This window comes from Pseudomonas sp. H1_D04, assembly GCF_054683855.1.
The window spans coordinates 2,360,815-2,379,522 of record NZ_CP162826.1 but is presented as its reverse complement, the minus strand read 5'-3'; the positions used below and the strand labels follow the sequence as shown (position 1 = coordinate 2,379,522).

The 18,708-nt window shown below is 45.2% G+C and carries 18 protein-coding genes and 1 pseudogene; 10 read left to right on the top strand and 9 right to left on the bottom strand.

Annotation, left to right across the window (positions count from 1 at the left end):
* Window positions 1-12 precede the first annotated feature (12 nt).
* On the bottom strand, window positions 13-351 hold the full coding sequence (glnK, locus tag AB4N82_RS10825; RefSeq protein WP_002555808.1) for a P-II family nitrogen regulator: 339 nt from the start codon (window positions 349-351) through the stop codon (window positions 13-15).
* Window positions 352-772: 421 nt separating this feature from the next.
* On the opposite strand from glnK, the gene AB4N82_RS10820 reads away from it, so the two are divergent.
* The 6 genes and pseudogenes from AB4N82_RS10820 to AB4N82_RS10795 all read left to right on the top strand — a co-directional run bounded on the left by AB4N82_RS10820 (window position 773) and on the right by AB4N82_RS10795 (window position 6,911).
* Window positions 773-1,033 (top strand): accessory factor UbiK family protein, encoded by a 261-nt coding sequence (locus AB4N82_RS10820; protein WP_095185195.1) that lies wholly within the window; start codon window positions 773-775, stop codon window positions 1,031-1,033.
* 225 nt (window positions 1,034-1,258) lie between these two features.
* Window positions 1,259-2,221, top strand: a pseudogene (locus AB4N82_RS10815) (YifB family Mg chelatase-like AAA ATPase); the annotation flags it as partial.
* Between the two features lie 40 nt (window positions 2,222-2,261).
* Entirely contained in the window at window positions 2,262-3,995 is a 1,734-nt protein-coding gene (locus AB4N82_RS10810) for a recombinase family protein (RefSeq protein ID WP_460104907.1), read from the top strand.
* A 410-nt stretch (window positions 3,996-4,405) separates the two neighbouring features.
* Window positions 4,406-4,906, top strand: coding sequence for a hypothetical protein (locus AB4N82_RS10805; RefSeq protein ID WP_460104905.1), 501 nt, complete (start codon window positions 4,406-4,408; stop codon window positions 4,904-4,906).
* A 62-nt stretch (window positions 4,907-4,968) separates the two neighbouring features.
* Window positions 4,969-5,373, top strand: a complete 405-nt coding sequence (gene mobC / locus AB4N82_RS10800; protein ID WP_460104904.1) for a plasmid mobilization relaxosome protein MobC — start codon at window positions 4,969-4,971, stop codon at window positions 5,371-5,373.
* A 50-nt stretch (window positions 5,374-5,423) separates the two neighbouring features.
* Window positions 5,424-6,911 carry a relaxase/mobilization nuclease domain-containing protein gene (locus AB4N82_RS10795; protein WP_460104903.1) on the top strand — a complete coding sequence of 496 codons (1,488 nt, stop codon included), beginning with the start codon at window positions 5,424-5,426 and terminating at the stop codon, window positions 6,909-6,911.
* Between the two features lie 23 nt (window positions 6,912-6,934).
* Here the strand turns inward: AB4N82_RS10795 and AB4N82_RS10790 are convergent, their stop codons facing one another.
* The 5 genes from AB4N82_RS10790 to AB4N82_RS10770 form a co-directional block, all read right to left on the bottom strand.
* Complete coding sequence (locus AB4N82_RS10790; RefSeq protein ID WP_338479090.1) at window positions 6,935-7,531, bottom strand: hypothetical protein; 597 nt, start codon at window positions 7,529-7,531, stop codon at window positions 6,935-6,937.
* Between the two features lie 296 nt (window positions 7,532-7,827).
* Window positions 7,828-8,469 (bottom strand): hypothetical protein, encoded by a 642-nt coding sequence (locus AB4N82_RS10785; protein ID WP_460104902.1) that lies wholly within the window; start codon window positions 8,467-8,469, stop codon window positions 7,828-7,830.
* Between the two features lie 18 nt (window positions 8,470-8,487).
* On the bottom strand, window positions 8,488-9,153 hold the full coding sequence (locus tag AB4N82_RS10780) for a hypothetical protein (RefSeq protein ID WP_460104901.1): 666 nt from the start codon (window positions 9,151-9,153) through the stop codon (window positions 8,488-8,490).
* Window positions 9,154-9,170: 17 nt separating this feature from the next.
* Window positions 9,171-9,530 (bottom strand): hypothetical protein, encoded by a 360-nt coding sequence (locus AB4N82_RS10775; protein ID WP_460104900.1) that lies wholly within the window; start codon window positions 9,528-9,530, stop codon window positions 9,171-9,173.
* Window positions 9,527-10,501, bottom strand: coding sequence for a hypothetical protein (locus AB4N82_RS10770; RefSeq protein ID WP_460104899.1), 975 nt, complete (start codon window positions 10,499-10,501; stop codon window positions 9,527-9,529). Before AB4N82_RS10770 ends, AB4N82_RS10775 begins: the two co-directional genes overlap by 4 nt.
* Before the next feature lie 430 nt (window positions 10,502-10,931).
* Between AB4N82_RS10770 and AB4N82_RS10765 the strand changes: the two genes are divergently transcribed.
* The 3 genes from AB4N82_RS10765 (at window position 10,932) to AB4N82_RS10755 (ending at window position 12,850) form a co-directional block, all read left to right on the top strand.
* Window positions 10,932-11,333 carry a hypothetical protein gene (locus AB4N82_RS10765; RefSeq protein ID WP_060763828.1) on the top strand — a complete coding sequence of 134 codons (402 nt, stop codon included), beginning with the start codon at window positions 10,932-10,934 and terminating at the stop codon, window positions 11,331-11,333.
* Window positions 11,334-11,335: 2 nt separating this feature from the next.
* Window positions 11,336-11,791 (top strand): hypothetical protein, encoded by a 456-nt coding sequence (locus AB4N82_RS10760; protein WP_060763827.1) that lies wholly within the window; start codon window positions 11,336-11,338, stop codon window positions 11,789-11,791.
* A gap of 342 nt (window positions 11,792-12,133) precedes the next feature.
* On the top strand, window positions 12,134-12,850 hold the full coding sequence (locus AB4N82_RS10755) for a hypothetical protein (protein ID WP_460104897.1): 717 nt from the start codon (window positions 12,134-12,136) through the stop codon (window positions 12,848-12,850).
* Window positions 12,851-13,024: 174 nt separating this feature from the next.
* Here AB4N82_RS10755 and AB4N82_RS10750 read toward each other — a convergent pair whose 3' ends face one another.
* Window positions 13,025-14,719 (bottom strand): LA2681 family HEPN domain-containing protein, encoded by a 1,695-nt coding sequence (locus tag AB4N82_RS10750; protein ID WP_460104896.1) that lies wholly within the window; start codon window positions 14,717-14,719, stop codon window positions 13,025-13,027.
* 201 nt (window positions 14,720-14,920) lie between these two features.
* On the opposite strand from AB4N82_RS10750, the gene AB4N82_RS10745 reads away from it, so the two are divergent.
* Window positions 14,921-15,484 (top strand): ATP-binding protein, encoded by a 564-nt coding sequence (locus AB4N82_RS10745; protein WP_460104894.1) that lies wholly within the window; start codon window positions 14,921-14,923, stop codon window positions 15,482-15,484.
* Between the two features lie 3 nt (window positions 15,485-15,487).
* On the opposite strand, the gene AB4N82_RS10740 is transcribed toward AB4N82_RS10745, so the two are convergent.
* Window positions 15,488-17,464 (bottom strand): methyl-accepting chemotaxis protein, encoded by a 1,977-nt coding sequence (locus AB4N82_RS10740; RefSeq protein WP_095185197.1) that lies wholly within the window; start codon window positions 17,462-17,464, stop codon window positions 15,488-15,490.
* Between the two features lie 177 nt (window positions 17,465-17,641).
* Window positions 17,642-18,562, bottom strand: coding sequence for a LysR substrate-binding domain-containing protein (locus tag AB4N82_RS10735; protein ID WP_460104893.1), 921 nt, complete (start codon window positions 18,560-18,562; stop codon window positions 17,642-17,644).
* Between the last annotated feature and the right edge of the window lie 146 nt (window positions 18,563-18,708).

Below are 18,708 nucleotides of genomic sequence, written 5' to 3'. Positions count from 1 at the left end.
GGGTTTGGCGGCTTAGATTGCGTCGGTATCGGTTTCGCCGGTACGGATGCGAATAGCCTGTTCCAGATTGACCACGAAGATCTTGCCGTCACCGATCTTGCCGGTGTTGGCGGCCTTGGTTATCGCTTCGATAACCCGGTCAAGATCCTTGTCGTCAATGGCGACATCAATCTTCACCTTCGGCAGGAAATCGACTACGTATTCCGCGCCGCGATACAGCTCGGTGTGACCCTTCTGCCGACCGAAGCCCTTGACCTCAGTAACGGTAATGCCCTGCACGCCGATCTCGGACAGCGACTCGCGTACATCGTCCAACTTGAACGGCTTGATGATGGCAGTGACTAGCTTCATGAAAACTCTCTCCCGAATTGGTGGACTTGCCCCAGGAAAACAAACCCGTCTCAAGTCTAAGCGCAGTGCCTGGCTTTGTAACGCATCGTCGCAAGGGCAGTTGCCTTTGCGACGCCAGCGAACCACTGGTGACGAAACCTGTACCCCTGATCCGTCGGCGCACTGCATTCGTCACAGCGACTGCATCAGTGCATGGGTCATGATCGTCTAAGCAGAAACCTTGCCAGCTCCGTAAAAATCACTGAAATCAGTCCTTTGCCCACTTAACCTCACCCACAGGACTATTTGGCAGCTGCAATGCGCACGAAAACAGTGCGCCGTCGCACAGCTCGATGCGCGAAAAGCGTGCGCTGCAGGCCGCGAAAAAGACTATAGACGCTGCGTGATACACTGCCCGCCAACAGTTTCCGGAATATTTCCCATGCTCGCGCCCAAAGACCTACTCGACGCCCTGAGCGGCCACGCCTCTCGCCTGTTCAGCGGCGAAACCCCGCTGCCCCGCAATGAAATCGAAAGCCAGTTCAAGGCCTTGCTGCAAAGCGGTTTCAGCAAGCTCGACCTGGTGAGCCGGGAAGAATTTGATAGCCAAATGGTGGTGCTGGCCCGCACGCGTGCGCGGCTGGAGAGCCTGGAGGCGAAGGTGGCTGAACTGGAAGCGCGGCTAACCCCAACGGCCGAGTAACTGACGCAACTAAGCCAAAATGTGGGAGGGGGCTTGCTCCCGATGGCGGTGGGTCAGTGACATATTTATCAACTGACCCACTGCTATCGGGGGCGAGCCCCTTCCCACATTTGTTCTGCGTCGTTCTCTGGATACGTTCTGTAAAACCTCCCTCCCTCGCTAGCCCCACCCCTCGTCTACCCTTGAAAAACCCGCAGGAAGCGGCCTCTCTTTCAAGGAACGAGCATGTCCCTCGCCATCGTCCACAGCCGCGCCCAGATCGGCGTAGAAGCCCCAGCCGTCACCGTCGAAGTGCACATGGCCAACGGTCTCCCGTCCCTCACGCTGGTGGGCCTTCCCGAAACCGCTGTCAAGGAAAGCAAGGACCGAGTACGCAGCGCCATCCTCAACTCCGCCCTGCAATACCCCTCGCGCCGCATCACGCTCAACCTCGCGCCCGCCGACCTGCCCAAGGACGGCGGGCGTTTTGATTTGGCGATTGCACTGGGGATCCTCGCCGCCAGTGTGCAGGTGCCAGCGTTGATGCTCGATGACATTGAATGCCTGGGTGAGTTGGCGTTGTCCGGCGAAGTGCGTGCGGTCAAAGGTGTGTTGCCAGCCGCTTTGGCGGCGCGCAAGGCTGGGCGCACCGTGATAGTGCCGCGGGCGAATGCAGAGGAAGCTTGCCTGGCGTCGGGGCTGAAGGTGATTGCCGTGGATCACTTGCTGCAGGTCGTGGCGCACCTCAACGGACAAGTGCCGATTGAGCCCTATAAATCCGATGGTTTGTTGTACCTGAACAAGCCCTACCCGGATTTGAGCGAAGTGCAAGGCCAACTCTCCGCCAAGCGGGCGTTGTTGATTGCAGCAGCGGGCGCACATAACCTTCTGTTCAGCGGGCCACCGGGCACCGGCAAGACCTTGCTTGCCAGCCGCTTGCCCGGTTTGCTGCCTCCGCTGAGCGAGCAGGAGGCCCTGGAAGTGGCGGCAATTCAGTCGGTGGTCAGCCTCGCACCGCTGAGCCATTGGCCGCACCGGCCGTTTCGCCAGCCGCACCACTCTGCGTCAGGGCCCGCACTGGTGGGCGGTGGATCGAAACCGCAGCCTGGGGAAATCACCATGGCGCATCATGGCGTGCTTTTCCTGGATGAGTTACCGGAGTTTGATCGCAAGGTGCTGGAGGTTTTGCGTGAGCCATTGGAGAGCGGATAGACGTATCATGCACTTTTGAACATCAGGACTAGGACACATGGAAACCCTGAAAATCGACCGATCTAAACCTCTGGCAATCGCCTACGTCCGTTGGTCTAGCACCGTGCAGGGTGGTGACGACAAAGACAGCTATGACCGACAGACAAGCCCGTTGGAGTTCTTCACATCGTCCACAGGTGTCCCCGTCGTTGAAACCATCATCGACCCCGGTCAGTCGGCGTTTACCGGGGAAAACTCGAAGAAAGGGAAACTCAAAGGCATTCTTGACCGTATCGAGTCCGGGGAAATCAGGAAGGGAGATTTTTTGGTCGTTGAAAGTATCGACCGGATTACCCGAATGCGTGTGCTTGATGGCGTCGCACTGATACAAGACGGGATCTTGAAAAAAGGTGTGAAGCTCTACACCACCACCGACAACAAAATTTATTCGTATGAAGACCCTGACAAAGACTTTGAAAATCTTTTGATGATCAGTCTGATCGCTAAACGTGCAAACGAAGAAAGCGAAATCAAGTCAAAGCGTCGGCGGTCTGCTTGGAGTAAAGCAAAGACTAAGGCAACGGACGGCGTGCCTTTCAATGCACATAACCTCCCTTATGGTCTACGTCATAACCTCGAAACAAATAGCTTTGAAATCGTAGAAGAAGAAGCCCAAGAAATTAAGCAAATTTTTGAAGGCTTGAAATATGAAGGCGTGTCGAACACTCTTAAAAAGGTAAATCTCACATCAAAACGTAAATGGTCACGTAAAACCGTCCATTTAATGCTTACTAGTCGCTATCCCATCGGCACTCTAATGTCACAAAAAAGAGACGGGAAAAAGAAGGTTTTTGAACGCTATATCGAAAACTACTATCCCGCGATCCTGTCACACAAGGAATTTCAAGACGCATTGCAAGCGATGAAGCTACGCGGAAAGGTAAAGGACTACGGACGAAATACCGAAGGCTATTTGAACATTTTCAAGCATTGCGTGAAATGTGCCGCATGTGGTCAAAGCCTTATGTTTGAAAAATCAATAAATCAAAAAGGTGTTAAATACGGCTATTTTCATTGCTACACACGAAAAGAAACATTGAGCCATTGCGATGTTCCACGTTTTCGGTTTGATTTTGCTTTCGGCACTCTACTGCAATTAGTCAGGCAATTAACTTGTGAAGATGACGACTTTGACGTTCACCCATGGGCGAATGAAATGCCAGCCGATTACGATAGCACCATGGACGGTGATGAAATTGATATCGAAAACTTTGAAAATCAATTTTTGTCATTATTTAGCAAATCAACTGCAACAGAAGCGATTAAAACCGAGTTCTATGAAGCAGAAAATGAACTCGCTAAATCTAAATCGCTATATGAAAATATGACCGCCTCATTTTCACAGTATAAAGATGGTCGCATTCCTTCGTTCTTCATTCAACAGATGGCAGATGCAGAACTAGCATACGAGAATGCAAAGGCCAATATAGACGCGTTAAGTGCTCAAATAGACAACGCAGAAAGCAGTTTAGAAATCTATTCGTATCGCGATATTATCGAGCTATACAGCACTGATGAAGGCCGCTTGAAGCTTAATCACTTCTTTAAATCGAACGGCCTCAAATTTGTTTTTAACTATGAAGCCAAAACCCGCACAGTATTCATGGTCGTTCGGGATAAAAAAGATGCAGAGATTTATCGGGTAGGCAAAAAATTCACGCTTCACAATCCATTGAAAGAATTCGGCATTGATAATCTAAACGAACATATGAACGCCGTTGTAAAAATCTAACCATCAAACGTATTAAATTGAGGCTGTCTATTTATAGATGGCCTTTTTTATGTGATCTAAAAATCAAACGGTAAAAGAGTACATAAAAGGTCTGATCATCAAACGTTTTATGTCGGACGCTTTTAATATTTGTCGGACACTTTTTTGTCATACAGATATGTCGGACACTCTTGAAAACATTAAAATATATGATACAACTTTTATATGAAGTCTTTAAAGAACAGGCAAGCAATGGAAACGTCCGACATTTAACTTCGTTAAATTTGTCGGGCATGAAAAAACACTTCGTGCTTTTTCATTCCGTTTCCTACTTGATTTTCGCACTTCGTTTGAAAATGCAAAAGCAAAAGTAAGTCCATGTAATGCCTTCGGACATTACAAAAAAAACAAACGTTAACATGAGGATAATTATGACAGACACAATTAACAATGATGATTTCGATTTTGACTTTATCGAAAATGAAAATTTAACAGATGAAGAATTGAAAGAACGTGCAGAAAGAGAGGTTGCCAGATTTAAGGAAGAGCAAGAGCAAAAACGTGTTACCAGTGATGCTTACGATAAAATCCTTGGCAGATTTAAAGCGGCACCTAGAAATGACAACGAACATTACGAAGCATTCAAAGCCGAAAGATTGGAAAGATTTAAAACCCTTGATACTGTAGTTGCGGATATTTGCAAAAAACATCTACATCGTGAAGCTTATCATTATGAAAGTTTTAAAAATTGCCTCTTCAATGACAATGTTAAACACGGCTTGATATACAACCTTTGCGACATAATCCAACGTGTAATTCATGATACAAATAATGAATACAGTGATGACTATGCCGAGCTATCGAAAGAAAGACAACTTTCTATAAAAGTCCTTTCAATCGCAATCATTGATTTAGCAGAAGGAAACATTTGATGTAAACGAACAACAGGCCCGGCCTTTGTTCACCAAATTAAAAAATTTAGATCAGGAGAAACATGGCACAAGATAAAATATCAATAAGAGCGAGAAAAGAAGACATCGCAAGACTGAATGAACTCGCTTCTAGTCTTTCAATAACAAAAACAAAATTAATCAAAAAAATAGTAGATGATGGCTTCGGTCAAATTGTTGAAATCACCAACGATCCTCTTTTGTCTTCTTTCGTAGAAATTGAGAAAATGCTCAAAAGTATCGAAGACCAACTAACGCCGCTTGGTAACAACATCAATCAAATCGCCCGAAAAGTAAATTCTGGTGATGCCTTTACCGAACGAGACAGGAAAGTCCTAGAAGCAAATTTCAAAATAATGAAACAAGTATTAACACGCTTCGACAATCTTTATGATTTCGTTTACACAAGATCAAAAAGAATAGTGATCAAAAAGAAAGGTTCAAAATGATTAGGCAGGTTCTTAGTAAATTGCCTGATAGTGCCGCCGTAGGTCGAACGATGAACTACGCATTAGAAAAAGCTGAACTGGTCGGCGGTAGTGAAGCTAAATTTGATGGTACAAGTATCGAAGACTATAACAAGCTTGGCGTTAAAAAATTTAACCAAGTGAATAACAAATTTGAGCCAACCACTGGAAGAAAACAAGAAGTCGTAGCCATTCACGAAATGATCAGCTTTTCACCAAAAGACAACATAACAAATGAACAAGCACTAGAAATCGCTTTATCAGTCTGGAAAAAAGCCATTGATTTGGACAATCGAAAATATCGTGTTGCCGTTCATGATAAAGATGACAATGGAAAAACACACGTTCATTTAATTTGGAATTGCCGTGATAACAAAGGCAACATCCACAACAAAAAAGACGATTACTATCAATTTGAAAAACTTTGTCATCAAGCCGAGTTGAAACATGGCCTTGAAGAAGTCAAAAACAGAAAATACCTAAAACCCAACATGCCGACTAATCCCCAAGGCCCGAATGAATACAGGCTTGAAAATCGTGGTATTAAATCGGAAAAGTCAAAATTTAAAGAAGCTGTAACCTCAGCCACTGACAAAGCCATGACAGCCGGTGAGTTCCTTGAATTCCTCCATGCTGACGGCTTCACGCTGATCACTAACGGGAACAATGCCTATTCCCTGGAGAAAGACGGCCAGATCTTCAAAGCCTCTGAGGTTGGAGCTTCTTACAAAGCTCTTAAAGCCCGTTTTGGCGACGATCCCCAGTTCTCCGACACGCTTGCACGTTTGGGAGTGAAAGCGGCTCCTGTGCGTGATTATGGAAGCATTGGCGGCGATTTTCATGATGAGCAATCAAGCATCACCGAAAAGAGGATCAGAAAATCTAATCGCGTTGTAGATACTCGCTTCGATACGCCTGATGGTCATGATTTCTTTTTCAAGAATTCGACCAAGAAAGCTTTTGAGTACAGTGCTGCCAAGGGCAAAGCTACTTTCAACACTAACAGCCCGATGGCGATCAAAGCAGGCTTGCAGAAGCTCACAGAGAGCGGCAAACCACAAACCTTGCACCTAAACGGTACCGACGATTTTAAGCGTGCTGCATGGCTTCAATTTTCCATGATGGGGTTAGATCAAAAAGGCTATTCGTTGAAAGGTTTTAAACCGACTGACGAAGATAAAGAAAAACTTGAAAAAATGAAGCTTGAAAATTCAGCCTTTAAGAAGCCGATTGAAGAAAACAACATTAAAGCTTTACCAACTGAAAAAACCCCAGAAACACCAACCGGAGCCGAAGTTGCGGACGGTGTTAAAACTGCTGGAATGGCCGCTGCAGGGAAAGTTGTAGACGTTGCTGCTGGCGTGCTTGAAGGTGCTTTAAATAAGCTTACTGATATGAGCGACGGAAGTGCGACAGACCAGCTAGCCGCTTTGAATATGATGAAAGATTTGATAGACGAAAGCGAACGAAAAGAAGAGAAAAGAAGAAAGCCTGTTGGCATTAAACTTATGCCGCAATAAAAAACGCCTTAATGGCGTTTTCTTCATTCTGTTTTTGGGTTGTCGTAAATCGTCACGTTGCTCAAAGATTTGGTACCCGTGAAGTGATTGGTCACTACATTAAGACACGCTTTGGCTTGGCTTGGCGAAATTGATAACAATGTATATTCACCGCTTAATTTATCGGATGAATAGAAACAGTTATAATCAATTATGCATACAGCTGCATTATATTTACACTCATTACCATTGTTCGTAACGTAGTAATTTTGACCGTGCTTTAACGCACCTTTAATGGCAAACGTGGAAGTTTGAAGAACAAACCCATTTTGTCTGTCCGATGTGAAAAGACTATTTGTTTCGCCGGAAACTACTGAGAAATTTAGAGTAGTAACCAATTTTCTTTCTGGCTTAGGTTCCGGTTTTTCTGGGTTTTCTGGGTTTTCTGGTTCTTCCGGTGTCGTTGGATTTGAACCATTCCCACCACCCACAACACCACCATCAGGGACACCAACCCACGCCAAAGTATTATCAGGCAATGACCCGCCTAGCTTTGCTTCTATTGGTATGTAAATTTTATAAGCTGCATTGGCTGACATTGAAGCAAATAATGCGATTGTTAAGATTGAAAGCTTGATCATTGTGATACCTCGTTATTGTTGTTTGTTTTGTTTTCTCTCCTTTGTGCTTCACCCTTCAAACCTAGCAATGCGTAAATGCCAAGGATCTGAATGGCGATCAATAAGAAAAATTGAATGTTGTAGAAATTTGCGGCTACTGCAAAATAAATCGAAGTAAAAAATGCGGCTAGTGCTATACCTAAAACTAAAATTACTATTTTCGATGTTCTCATTTCATTAAAATATGTTGTTAATATTATTATATATAATAATATTAAAAAATCAAATACGAACAAAAAGCCCTTTTCTGGGCTTGTTTATTTATCGGATTTATTTAAAGCTCTTTCTTGATCTTGCAATTTAGCAACGTTGTCAATGTGCCTTTGTTTAATAGGTTTCAACTTGTTGTAATATTCTCGATTTAGTGCATTAGTCCATTCAGGTGTGTAAATTACGTCTTTATACTGTAAATATACTTTCCAGCTTTCAGCTTCATATCTGCATTGTTCTTCTTGGTAAAATCCCATTTTTGCAATGCTAGAAAGAGCGGCTAGATTGTCGCAACCACGCCCAAAGTCTCCGAATTCTTTTACTTCAAAACTACATTTACCCGGCGAAATGATAGAAACGTCGATGTGGTTTGTTGCATCATCGCCCAGTATCCCGGTGGCTTTTTCGTAAACTTCTTGCACGCAGGTTATGACAGGCCCTTTCGGTGTATGTACATATTTTGGGGCTGCATCCGCTCTTGCTTGGGCTTCCCTGTTTTCTTCAACAAGCTTTCTAAAATGCTCCGCTTCCCACTCATGTCCTTCACGCATCAATTGCTCATGTGTTTTATAGTTTGCTTTATTGTTCGCTACAATTTGCTCGTATGTGCAACCATTGTCACATAAGTAACCAGCACCAAAAGCTTTAACTGAGAATAAAAGCGGTAAAAGCAACATCATTTTTTTCATAATTCCCCCCATGGTTTTTTAAAAGTTAATTCCTATTTTTTCAAGAGTACCAATGGCCATCTGTGCCGTGTGTGGAATATCGACAATCAACGCCGATGCAAACATTGTGATTATGGGTTTTCCGTATCCGCTATCTTTTGATGAACCGTTAGCTACTTGCACCAATCCGTATGCACCCACTAGAAAATAAATCAGTCCTATGATTTGAAAAATCCCAATGATAATTTGTATTTTATCCATGAATATTTCAGCGGTGTTACCGCTTGAAAGCTTCTCTATACGGCTTTTTAATTCACCCGTGAGGCCAGATAATTCAGTGCTCATGCAGCTATCATTTATCCTGCCATCGTCAACAACTAAGCAAAACTTCTCAGCACTGAATAGAGTTGCACCAAAGACACTCAAAGAGTTGGAGCTATTCATCATGATGACCCCTACTAAAATCGCCATAATAGGAGCACTGAAAATTTTGGTTTTTTCGTTATTGTCTGACATGGCTTTGATCTTGTATCCACCCGAAACCAGCAGGATTAGACCAATTAAAAATGAGACTATGTAGATCAATTTTTGTATAGCAGAGATTAATTCAGCCTGAGCCTTAACAGCGGCGTCATTGCCGAATGCGAACGCAACGGCAGGAAGGAAAAGAAGCGTTAAAAAAGTGATTACATTTCTTACATTCATGGATCTCCTGATCGATGTTAAACACTAGGTTTTTGGTTGTTTTTTTGTTTAACGGTATTCAAATCTTTTTTCCCCATTTCGATGAAATAATCCAGTATTTCCGTGTAATCAAGTTCACTTAATAACTCACCCGTAATCGGGTGGAAAACCAAACCGCCCTTAATCTTATTTTCAATCAGTTCACTACTTTCAATAGATGCTTGTGCAAGCGATAACAATTGATATAAAGCTTTAATGTCTTTTACTTCGCTTAATTTTGCGGAGATAGCCGCTCTTATCACGTCGCTTTTTATCAAGTGTAAAAGTGCCTCAATTCTCATTATCAACACTTCTACTATGAAGCCACGCGATTGCGGCTTTTGTTCTTCTTTTTTCATACCCATTCTTCGTCTCCATTGTCTGTTGATTTTGGTTGTTCCGTTTCTTCTGCAACCTTAGTCTTTTTGACCTTTATCGGTTTTTTGAAAGCATCTAAATTCTTAGCAGCAGCCGCCCTTTTCTTGGCTAATTCGGTATATAAAGTCTTATAGGTATAATCGACTTTGAAAGTCACCGTTTTACCGTTTTTCTTCGTTATAGTTTTACCCTTCACTGTAACCGTTTCTTTGACTTCTTCGTATTTTGTAATTATTCCCAATTCAAGCAATGCATCATTTGCTTTACGTATATTCATTGAAACAGTTTTGTCCAAGGTCGTTTCAGAAACGTTGAAACGCTTTCTTAAATCTTCAAGCAAGAAAAAATTTGTTTCGTTCTTTCGATTACACACATAGAGAATGTATAAAATTCTTTGGTATTCATTTTTTAGTAAGTCTAAAAAATCTAATGGTATGTCATAGAGATATTCAAGCTCGTTGAAGAACTCAATAAATTCTTTGCTCATTCTTATTTTTGTAGTCTTTTTGTTGACCTGTCTGTATTCAATAAACTTAAATCCAATTCTCTGATTTAACAGATCTTCTCTTTTAGTGTAAGAAACGTCAATTGATGAAAGTTTTTCTTCAATCAAGTTTATGTAAACTTCTTTCATGAAGCTGTCGCGATGATTGGGCTTTATTTTTAATAGCTCGAAAATCTCTGTATTGTCGAATTCAAAGGTGTTAGATTTTTTTAGATATGCTTTCTTCATTAGAAACAAGAACACTTCAAAATCACGTATTACGGAAAGGTTGACTGACCTCAATCTAATCTTTCTAAGATCACCGAACTTTGCAACTTCGGTATATTTTTCAGTTGAAGCTGAATTTTTTGGAGTGAAAAACGGCAAAGCAAGAAAAAGCTTAGGCACCGAAATGTATCTTTCCAATGTTGCCACTTTCTTTTCTTTGGTTGTGATGATGTATTCCATGGTTATAAAATCCTTAATTCATATATATATCAAACCATAATTTTTTCCTTTTTCAATAGATAACGGGAAAATATTTACACAAATGTCACACCGTATTTTAATGCTATTTGTTTTATCCTTTGTTTAATGAAAAAACCGGCACAATTGATTTTCGATCTTACAGTTAACTATAACCACAACCACCATTTTTGATGGGTTGATTACAGTTAACTATAACCGGCCATTTGCGATTTCTCTGATTTTTGCGGGCTTTTTCGATAGTTTCAGGAGGGTAAAAGATATTTACTTCGTAAATGTATATATAAAATATGAGGGCAGAACGTCAAAAGCTCATCTGGTGGATCTAAAATCTTAAAATCTTTCTGGTTAGAGCCTAGGCCCTTTATTTTGACTTTTTCAAGGAGTGATTTTAAAATCCATTTTTTGATCAATGGAATGGGCTAAAAGATTGATAATTGAAAAGCTAGTCGTAAATAAAGAGATCATTTTAGAAACCCTGCACAGCCAATGGTCAAGAGATCCAAGGGACGGTAAAGCCTTAGATTGCCTTCATTACGACGAGTATTGTATTGAAGTGCTGGATCTAAAAACCAAGATTGATCTTGGCTTGTTTAATGCTGAAACCGCATTGAAATCGGCTTTAAAAACCTACGCCCTTTATGTGATCCTCTACACACTAGGGCTTCGACAGTCTGAAATCGAAAGCCAAGAAAACCTTGATAACGTAAAAGAAACCATTTCAAAGATCGTCGATGATCATTGGCCTGAGTTCTACATTAAAATTGAAAAAGGCTTTTCCACTTTCCTGCATGAACTGCATAAGGTCGTTTAAAAATGTCAAAATTGCTTGATCTACTCGCACAACAACACGCAATTGCTGAGCAACAAAATGCCATTGCTGAACAAATCAAAACACTTCAATCAAATGAAGAAGAAGCAAAGGTCATGAAATTTGTTGAAGAGCTTGAAGCCCTTCGCAATAAATACGGCTATAAGGTGCCCGATTTTGTCGATGTGGTGCATTCCCTTCACGGCGTTAAAACAGCCGCTAAAACACCTAAAAGCGTGAGCGTGAAGACCACGAAGACGAAAGCCCCGAAGTTTAAAGTCATGATCAATGGTGTTGAAACGATCTTGCAAAGCAAAAAGGCTGGGGCCGTTGGTAAGACAATTGAAGCACTAGGCTTCACGACCTATGCTGATTATCTGGCCGACCTGATGAAGAAAAACAAAGTCGCTGACTTTGATGCACTGATCAAAAAGCTGGGCGGCGTTCCTGTCACTGCCTGACATTTTTCGCGAGAAATTAAAGCCCCTTGATTGGGGCTTTTTTGTGCCTGTTTGGTTTAGGCCCTTTCTTTTGACAAATTATTTTTCAATAAAATTTCGTCAATTTTATTTTAGAAAATCTTGCAAATTATTGTGTTTTGCCATTTTTGCGATGGTCGTTTTATGGCTTGCGTAAGCCATAAAATTCGTGTCAATAGCAGATTGAAAATATATTTAAGGTCGAACATTATTTGAAAATAGGGTTGGATAATACGCCATACCCATTAAACTATTTAGGCCCTTTCTGTTGACTTCTTCTATTTATGTGTTTTCATTTAAGTAACAACACAGAAAAGGAGATTTATGAAAAACATCAAAAATAAATTTAATCTTGTCGAATTAGCAGAGCAAGCGTATTACTCATGTGGAACATTCGTGCCCGGTGGCGGCGACAAGCACTTCATTAATAACGAAATAAACCCATCAAGATTTTTACTAGTAACCAAACAACCATCGGCTGTTATTGTCGCGAATAGTATTTTTGAAGTGTATTTCAAATCAGAAGAATACGAAGACGCTACGCAGAAAAAAATTCACTTGTTCGATCTGGACGCTCAATTTGACTATGACTATTCAGTAATACAAATATGCAAAGCAAAAAAATACAAGGCGATTTCTAGGATTTCAACTTGTGAAAATTATGCGAAATTGATTTATGAGAATGAATTATTAGCAATCAACAATGTAGACATTAATCCTGTTCATAGGGAAGCTTTTCATGAAGCTATGACGCCGCGAGATTTTTTCTTTTTTAAAGAATTGAAATATGAATACAGAATAACGATCAGGATCGTAAAGGATCGCAAGGTAGTAAAAACGTTAAAATGTAATTTGGGTCATTTAACGTTGATTAAAACGTTGAAGCCATTCGATTATCAAGAGACAGAAAGCGAAGAGATAAAAGCCACAAGACCATCATTATTAAACCCTGTTTACACAATTGATGGCGTTGATGTGATGGTGACGTTTAACGACACGAACAAACACTATAAAAGTCTAGTAGACATGATGAGAATATAAACCAGCCCGAAAGGGCTTTTTTAATGTCAATTTTCCGTTTTCTTCTTATAAAAGAAATAGTTTATTGGGCGTAGGCCCTTTATCTTGACTTTAAAAAGCTTGTGATTTTAAAGCGAAGCGACCACCAGAATAGCGGGCAGTGGCCCGCCATATCCGCAATCAAAGCCGCGTTGTTTACTTGTAAGGCACGTCCCGCTGCAATCGGATGGATACACCATCGTCTGGTTTGCTGCTCTCGTGGTACTGAACGGATAACGCCAGATACATCAATGCGTTTCTGGATAACTTAATAAGCTCTAAAATCTGCTGTTCTATATGCTCAACAGAAACAGCTAAATGGAACGACTTTAATCGAAGTTTTTCTTCGATATTTTCGTTTAGTGTGTGGTACTCACTAGACAACTCATCTAATTTTTCTCGTGCTTTTATTGCTTCATCCAATGTGTTTTTAGGGTCATATTGCTTTTGAGAAAGCTCGTAACCAAACCCGTCCACTATTTTCAAAGATTTATGCTCAACTGCATTACGTATTTGGTTAATTTGGTTCGCGGCGGGGAATGTTGTTTCGGAGAGATACAGTACTTCGTCTGTATTTGGCTTTTTATGTTTTTTAGGCGGATGCCTTACGTCGTTTATGTCTTTGCTTAAAAAATACAAAGCCGACAAGAAGGGGTTTTTTACCTGTTCTAACCAAGCTAATGGTTTTTTTCCTGATACAAAAATCCGCTTGATATTTACGTCATGCTCTTCCAGCTCATCGGAGCTAACTTCGTAAAATTTGTAAGTAAAAAACGCTATTTTATCTAATAGCGAATATAGGCACCTTAGTGCCGTCTTGTAGCTATTGGTTTTAATGCTATTGATAGAGTAATCTAGGCTATCAACCTGTTTGTACGTAGAGTTATAGAAATGCTCAGTTTCTTCGGGCATTTGTAATGCTGAATAGAAAACATGTCTCGCATAACAATAGGTATCTTTCAGCTCATCAAAATGGGCATGATATGCCAATTCTTCGCTTAATAATAATAAAGGGTTTAACTTACCTGAAAACGATGGAAGCCCCAAGCAGTCTTCATAGGCGTATTCTCTGGTAATCACAATGTTAGTCAGGTTAAGAAAAAGCTTATTCTGTCCGACCCAATCTAAATATGTTTTATGTTTCCGGTTTTTGAAATTCTCTTTGTAAGTGTCGGAATGGTCATTTTTTATATACTCGGGATAGGCGTCTTCAAAATACTCAATGAAAGACGCTTGTCGTTTTTTTAAGCTTTCAAACTGCTCGACATCACCTTCTATTGTGACACTATCCGGCAATAATGATTTTTTTGTTAGCTTGTATATTTCTTTTGAAAAAAAGAATTTTGAGTTTTCATCATAAACGTATTTTCTAAATTCTATTAGGCATCGGGCTTTTGTCACTAGACCGAATGCGTTTTTAACAGCGACAGCTCTATCGTAAAATTCAATAGCCTCAATATGCCTGTGCTGCTCGGTTAAGTAATTCGCCAGATTTATGTTAATCCGGGAATATAGCTCTGACAAACTCAAAATCAGTTTTTTATTCCCAATTTTTACGGTGTGATATTCATCTTTTTCATCTTTCAGCTCATTCAATGCTTTTCTTAAAAAGTAAACTGCATTGCTAATGCTGGGCGAATACCAATCCTTTTGTACCGTTGCGAAATAGACAGATGAATATCCGGTCCCTATAACGTAATAGAGCTGAGCCGTTAAAAACGGCGTTTCACATTTTTTTTGATGTTGGCGTTGGCAGAATTTTTCAAGATCAGGATGATTGCCATCAATGTACTCGTCCATTTTCTTGCTAATACTTTCAAGATTTTTATAGCTAACGAATTGCCCATCCATTTTTCGCTCACCCTTATCGTGCTGTTCCTTATGTCCAGATTAGCACCGATGGTTCACCGAACGTCTTCCGAGCGGACGCACACACCGCGTTATCCGGCGATTTCTCGCACTGGTACAAGTCCCAGCACTCCAAACCACCTCGATCTAAAAACATGCCGTTTACCGGGCGTTTAACAACCGGTAAACACGCTTCAACAATGTGTGAGAAAAGTCTACCCCTTTGAGTCAGGGCATATCGTGATTTCCCGTGCCCGCGACCGCGTGAGTTTCCCAGCGCGTTTTCAACTGGTGGCAGCGATGAACCCCTGCCCTTGCGGGTATATGGGCGAACCCACTGGGCGTTGTCGCTGTACACCGGAGCAGGTCCAGCGGTATCGCAATAAGCTGTCTGGACCGTTACTGGATCGGATTGACTTGCACCTCACCGTGGCGCGGGAAACAACTGCGCTGAATCCAACCCAGCAGGTTGGAGATACGACGGCAACGGCCTCAGCCCAGGTGGCAGATGCTCGGGAGCGTCAGCAACAGCGCCAAGGCTGTGCCAACGCCTTCCTTGATCTACCGAGGTTGCGTGAGCACTGCCAACTTTTGAAAGCCGATGAAGGCTGGCTGGAAAGCGCCTGCGAGCGACTGACGTTGTCGCTGCGTGCGGCTCATCGGCTGCTCAAAGTGTCACGCACGTTGGCGGACCTGGATCAGGTGGATGCCATCACGCGGGACCACTTGAAGGAGGCCTTGCAGTACCGCCCGGTCTCCCTCAATTGAGCCTCAGCGAAAGCGATCCACCTCATGACGCAAGCCCGCCGCCAACGTCTCGAGCTCCTTGGCCGTAATCGCCAGGTTCGACACCACTTCCCGCTGCTCGCTGTTGGCCAGTGCGATGCTCTGCAAGTTGCTGCTGAGCAATGTCGCGGTGCTGCTCTGCTCCTGAGTCGCCGTGGTAATCGCCGCGAACTGCTGACCGGCCGAACGGCTCTGCTCGTCGATACGTGCCAGGGCCGAAGCCACGTCGGCGTTGCGCGACAGGCCTTCCTGCATCAGCGTGTTGCCGTGCTCCATGGTGCTGATGGCGTTGCCGGTTTCCCGCTGAATGCTCTGGATCATCCCGGAAATTTCATCGGTGGCTTCGCGGGTACGCGAGGCCAGGTTACGCACTTCGTCAGCGACCACGGCAAACCCACGGCCCTGTTCACCTGCGCGAGCAGCCTCGATGGCGGCGTTCAGTGCCAGCAGGTTGGTCTGTTCGGCGATGGAGGTGATCACACCGACGATGCCGCCGATTTCCTGGGAGCGCTGGCCCAGGGTATTGATCACCGTGGCCGTGCTATTCAGCGCGGTCGCGATATGTTCCAGCGACGACGACGCCTCCTGCATCGAGGTGCGGCCGATGCGGGTTTGCTGGGCATTTTCTTGAGCCAGACGCTCGGTGTTGCCCATGTTGTCGGCGATATTCAGCGAAGTGGCGCTGAACTCTTCCACCGCACCAGCCATGCTGGTGATTTCGCCAGACTGCTGCTCCATCCCGTCATAGGCCCCGCCGGATAACCCGGACAGTGCCTGTGCACGGTTGTTGACCTCTTCGGCCGCCTTGCGGATATGGGAAACCATGGTCGAGAGCGCTTCACCCATCTGGTTGAAGCTGCGGGCCAGTTGGCCGATTTCATCATGGCTGGAGACGTTGAGGCGCGCACTCAAGTCCCCCGCGCCCAAGGCTTCGGCCTGGCGCACCAGATCACTCAGCGGCTGCAGTTTGCTGCGCAGCAACCAGACCGTGGCGCCTACCGCCAGCAACATCGCCAGTATGCTGCCGATCACCAGGCGAATACCGACCGCCCAGGTCACTGCACGGATTTCAGCTTTCGGCATGCTCGCAACGACGGCCCAAGGACCGCCGTCGAACGGTACCGAAACACTGTAGAAGTCTTCGTTCTTATCGCTCCAGAAGCGGCCTTTGCCTGGGGTCTTGGCCAGGTCCAGCATCACCGCAACCGACTGGTCCAAGGCCTGCACACCCGCGGGCGGTACCAGCCAACGCTTCTGCTCGTCGAGCAACGCCAAGGAGCCGGTCTGACCGATGCGGAAGCGCTTGAGGTTCTCAAACTGCGCGGCCTGGGCGTCGGTGTAGTCAAAGCCGATGAACAACACAGCGATCACTTTGCCGCTGCTGTCTCGTACGGGACTGTATTGGGTCATGTAGGAGCGATCGAACAACACCGCGCGGCCGATATACGCCTGACCACCGAGCACGCGCTGGTAAGCCGGACCCTGGCGGTCAAGCACGGTGCCGATGGCGCGGCTGCCGTCCTGCTTGGTCAGGGAAGTGCTGACGCGAACAAAGTCGTCGCCGCTGCGCACGAACACCGTGGCCACACCGCCGGACATCTGCTTGAACTCATCGACTTCAGTGAAGTTGTTATTGAGCACTTCGCTGCCCAGCAACAAGCTCGGCGTCTGGACCCCAGCCACCGCGACCATTTGATCAGCCTGCACACGCAACCCGGCGCTGAAGCGCTTTTCAAACAATCCGGTCAGACGCTGGGTGCTCTCGCGCAGCGTGCTGTGGAAGGTATTGAGTTGGTCGGCCAGCAGTCGTGCCTCGCTGGCCAAGTGTTCCTCGCGGGTATCGAGGTTGGCGGAGTCAAGGGAACGCAAGGCGAAAACAGTACTGCCGCTGATGACGACAGCCAAAATCACGGCTAATGCAAGACCTAACTGCGAGGCGATCCGGGCGCGAGGTTGAGACATGAAAGCTCCTGGCCGAGGCCAGGATCATCCTGATCTCATAGCGCTGCTCGGCAAATTATCTGGTGGGAAACGTTGGTGCACGATGGTTCCAACACCCCTACTTCGGCGGCGCTTTGCAATACTTGAGCGAATCGCAGGGGTATCACGCAAACGGTTGCGTGATAGAGCCAGAATTATTCAATCAAGCCGTTCGACATCGGGCAAAACCATGGCCTGCACTTCGCTCTGGAGGAAATCCGCCAAGCGTCGCAAGCGCTCGCCGCCCGGACGGGTTTTCGGCCACACCAAATAGTAATTTTCCCTGCTCGCTACCGCCGTCGGCAACGGCAAGCTCAAACGTCCCTGCGCCACATCCTCGGCCACCATCAGCAGATCGCCCATGGAGACGCCATAACCGCGAGCGGCGGCGATCATGCCCAGCTCCAGGGTATCGAACACCTGCCCACCCTTGAGCGAAACCTGATTCGAAAGCCCCATGCGCTCCAGCCAATTGCGCCAGTCCCTGCGGTCGGGCGTGGGGTGCAGCAACTCGGCACCGGCGAGTCGATTTACATCCCATGGGCCATCGTCCAACAGATTCGGCGCGCCCACCGGTATCAACAGCTCAGGAAACAAATAGCTGGCCTCCCAATCCGCCGGAAAGTGCCCGTAGCTCAACAGCACCGCACAGTCGAAAGGCTCCTGGTTGAAATCCACTTCATCCACATTCATCCAGACGCTGGTCAATTGCACTTCATTGCCTGGCTGTAATGCGCGGAAGCGACTGAGGCGCGCCAACAACCACCGCATAGTCAGGGTCGACGGCGCTTTCATGCGCAGGATGTCATCTTCGGCGTTCAGGGTATGGCAGGCCCGCTCCAGCGCCGCGAACCCCTCGCGCACACCGGGCAACAGCAGGCGCGCCGCTTCCGTGAGCTGTAGGTTACGGCCGCTGCGCTGGAAGAGGCGACAGGCGAAATGCTCTTCCAGCGTGCGGATATGTCGGCTCACCGCACTTTGGGTAATCGACAGTTCCTCGGCGGCGCGGGTAAAGGAGTTATGCCGGGAGGCCGCTTCAAATGCACGCAAGGCATAAAGAGGAGGAAGACGACGAGACATGAGGAAAGCTCCGACAGCAGGATGCCGAAACCGTACCAGAATCACTCAGGCATGAGTTTTAATCATGTAGATGATCGCTTTTATCCCTTTGTGCAATGAGCTGAGAGGGCCGAGAATCCAACCCTCTCCAACCCTCTGACTTTCTG

Coding starts and splice junctions, on each gene's coding strand:
- glnK (WP_002555808.1), bottom strand. CDS start 351: ATGAAGCTAGTCACTGCCATCATCAAGCCGTTCAAGTTGGACGATGTA.
- AB4N82_RS10820 (WP_095185195.1), top strand. CDS start 773: ATGCTCGCGCCCAAAGACCTACTCGACGCCCTGAGCGGCCACGCCTCT.
- AB4N82_RS10810 (WP_460104907.1), top strand. CDS start 2,262: ATGGAAACCCTGAAAATCGACCGATCTAAACCTCTGGCAATCGCCTAC.
- AB4N82_RS10805 (WP_460104905.1), top strand. CDS start 4,406: ATGACAGACACAATTAACAATGATGATTTCGATTTTGACTTTATCGAA.
- mobC (WP_460104904.1), top strand. CDS start 4,969: ATGGCACAAGATAAAATATCAATAAGAGCGAGAAAAGAAGACATCGCA.
- AB4N82_RS10795 (WP_460104903.1), top strand. CDS start 5,424: ATGAACTACGCATTAGAAAAAGCTGAACTGGTCGGCGGTAGTGAAGCT.
- AB4N82_RS10790 (WP_338479090.1), bottom strand. CDS start 7,531: ATGATCAAGCTTTCAATCTTAACAATCGCATTATTTGCTTCAATGTCA.
- AB4N82_RS10785 (WP_460104902.1), bottom strand. CDS start 8,469: ATGAAAAAAATGATGTTGCTTTTACCGCTTTTATTCTCAGTTAAAGCT.
- AB4N82_RS10780 (WP_460104901.1), bottom strand. CDS start 9,153: ATGAATGTAAGAAATGTAATCACTTTTTTAACGCTTCTTTTCCTTCCT.
- AB4N82_RS10775 (WP_460104900.1), bottom strand. CDS start 9,530: ATGAAAAAAGAAGAACAAAAGCCGCAATCGCGTGGCTTCATAGTAGAA.
- AB4N82_RS10770 (WP_460104899.1), bottom strand. CDS start 10,501: ATGGAATACATCATCACAACCAAAGAAAAGAAAGTGGCAACATTGGAA.
- AB4N82_RS10765 (WP_060763828.1), top strand. CDS start 10,932: ATGGAATGGGCTAAAAGATTGATAATTGAAAAGCTAGTCGTAAATAAA.
- AB4N82_RS10760 (WP_060763827.1), top strand. CDS start 11,336: ATGTCAAAATTGCTTGATCTACTCGCACAACAACACGCAATTGCTGAG.
- AB4N82_RS10755 (WP_460104897.1), top strand. CDS start 12,134: ATGAAAAACATCAAAAATAAATTTAATCTTGTCGAATTAGCAGAGCAA.
- AB4N82_RS10750 (WP_460104896.1), bottom strand. CDS start 14,719: ATGGATGGGCAATTCGTTAGCTATAAAAATCTTGAAAGTATTAGCAAG.
- AB4N82_RS10740 (WP_095185197.1), bottom strand. CDS start 17,464: ATGTCTCAACCTCGCGCCCGGATCGCCTCGCAGTTAGGTCTTGCATTA.
- AB4N82_RS10735 (WP_460104893.1), bottom strand. CDS start 18,562: ATGTCTCGTCGTCTTCCTCCTCTTTATGCCTTGCGTGCATTTGAAGCG.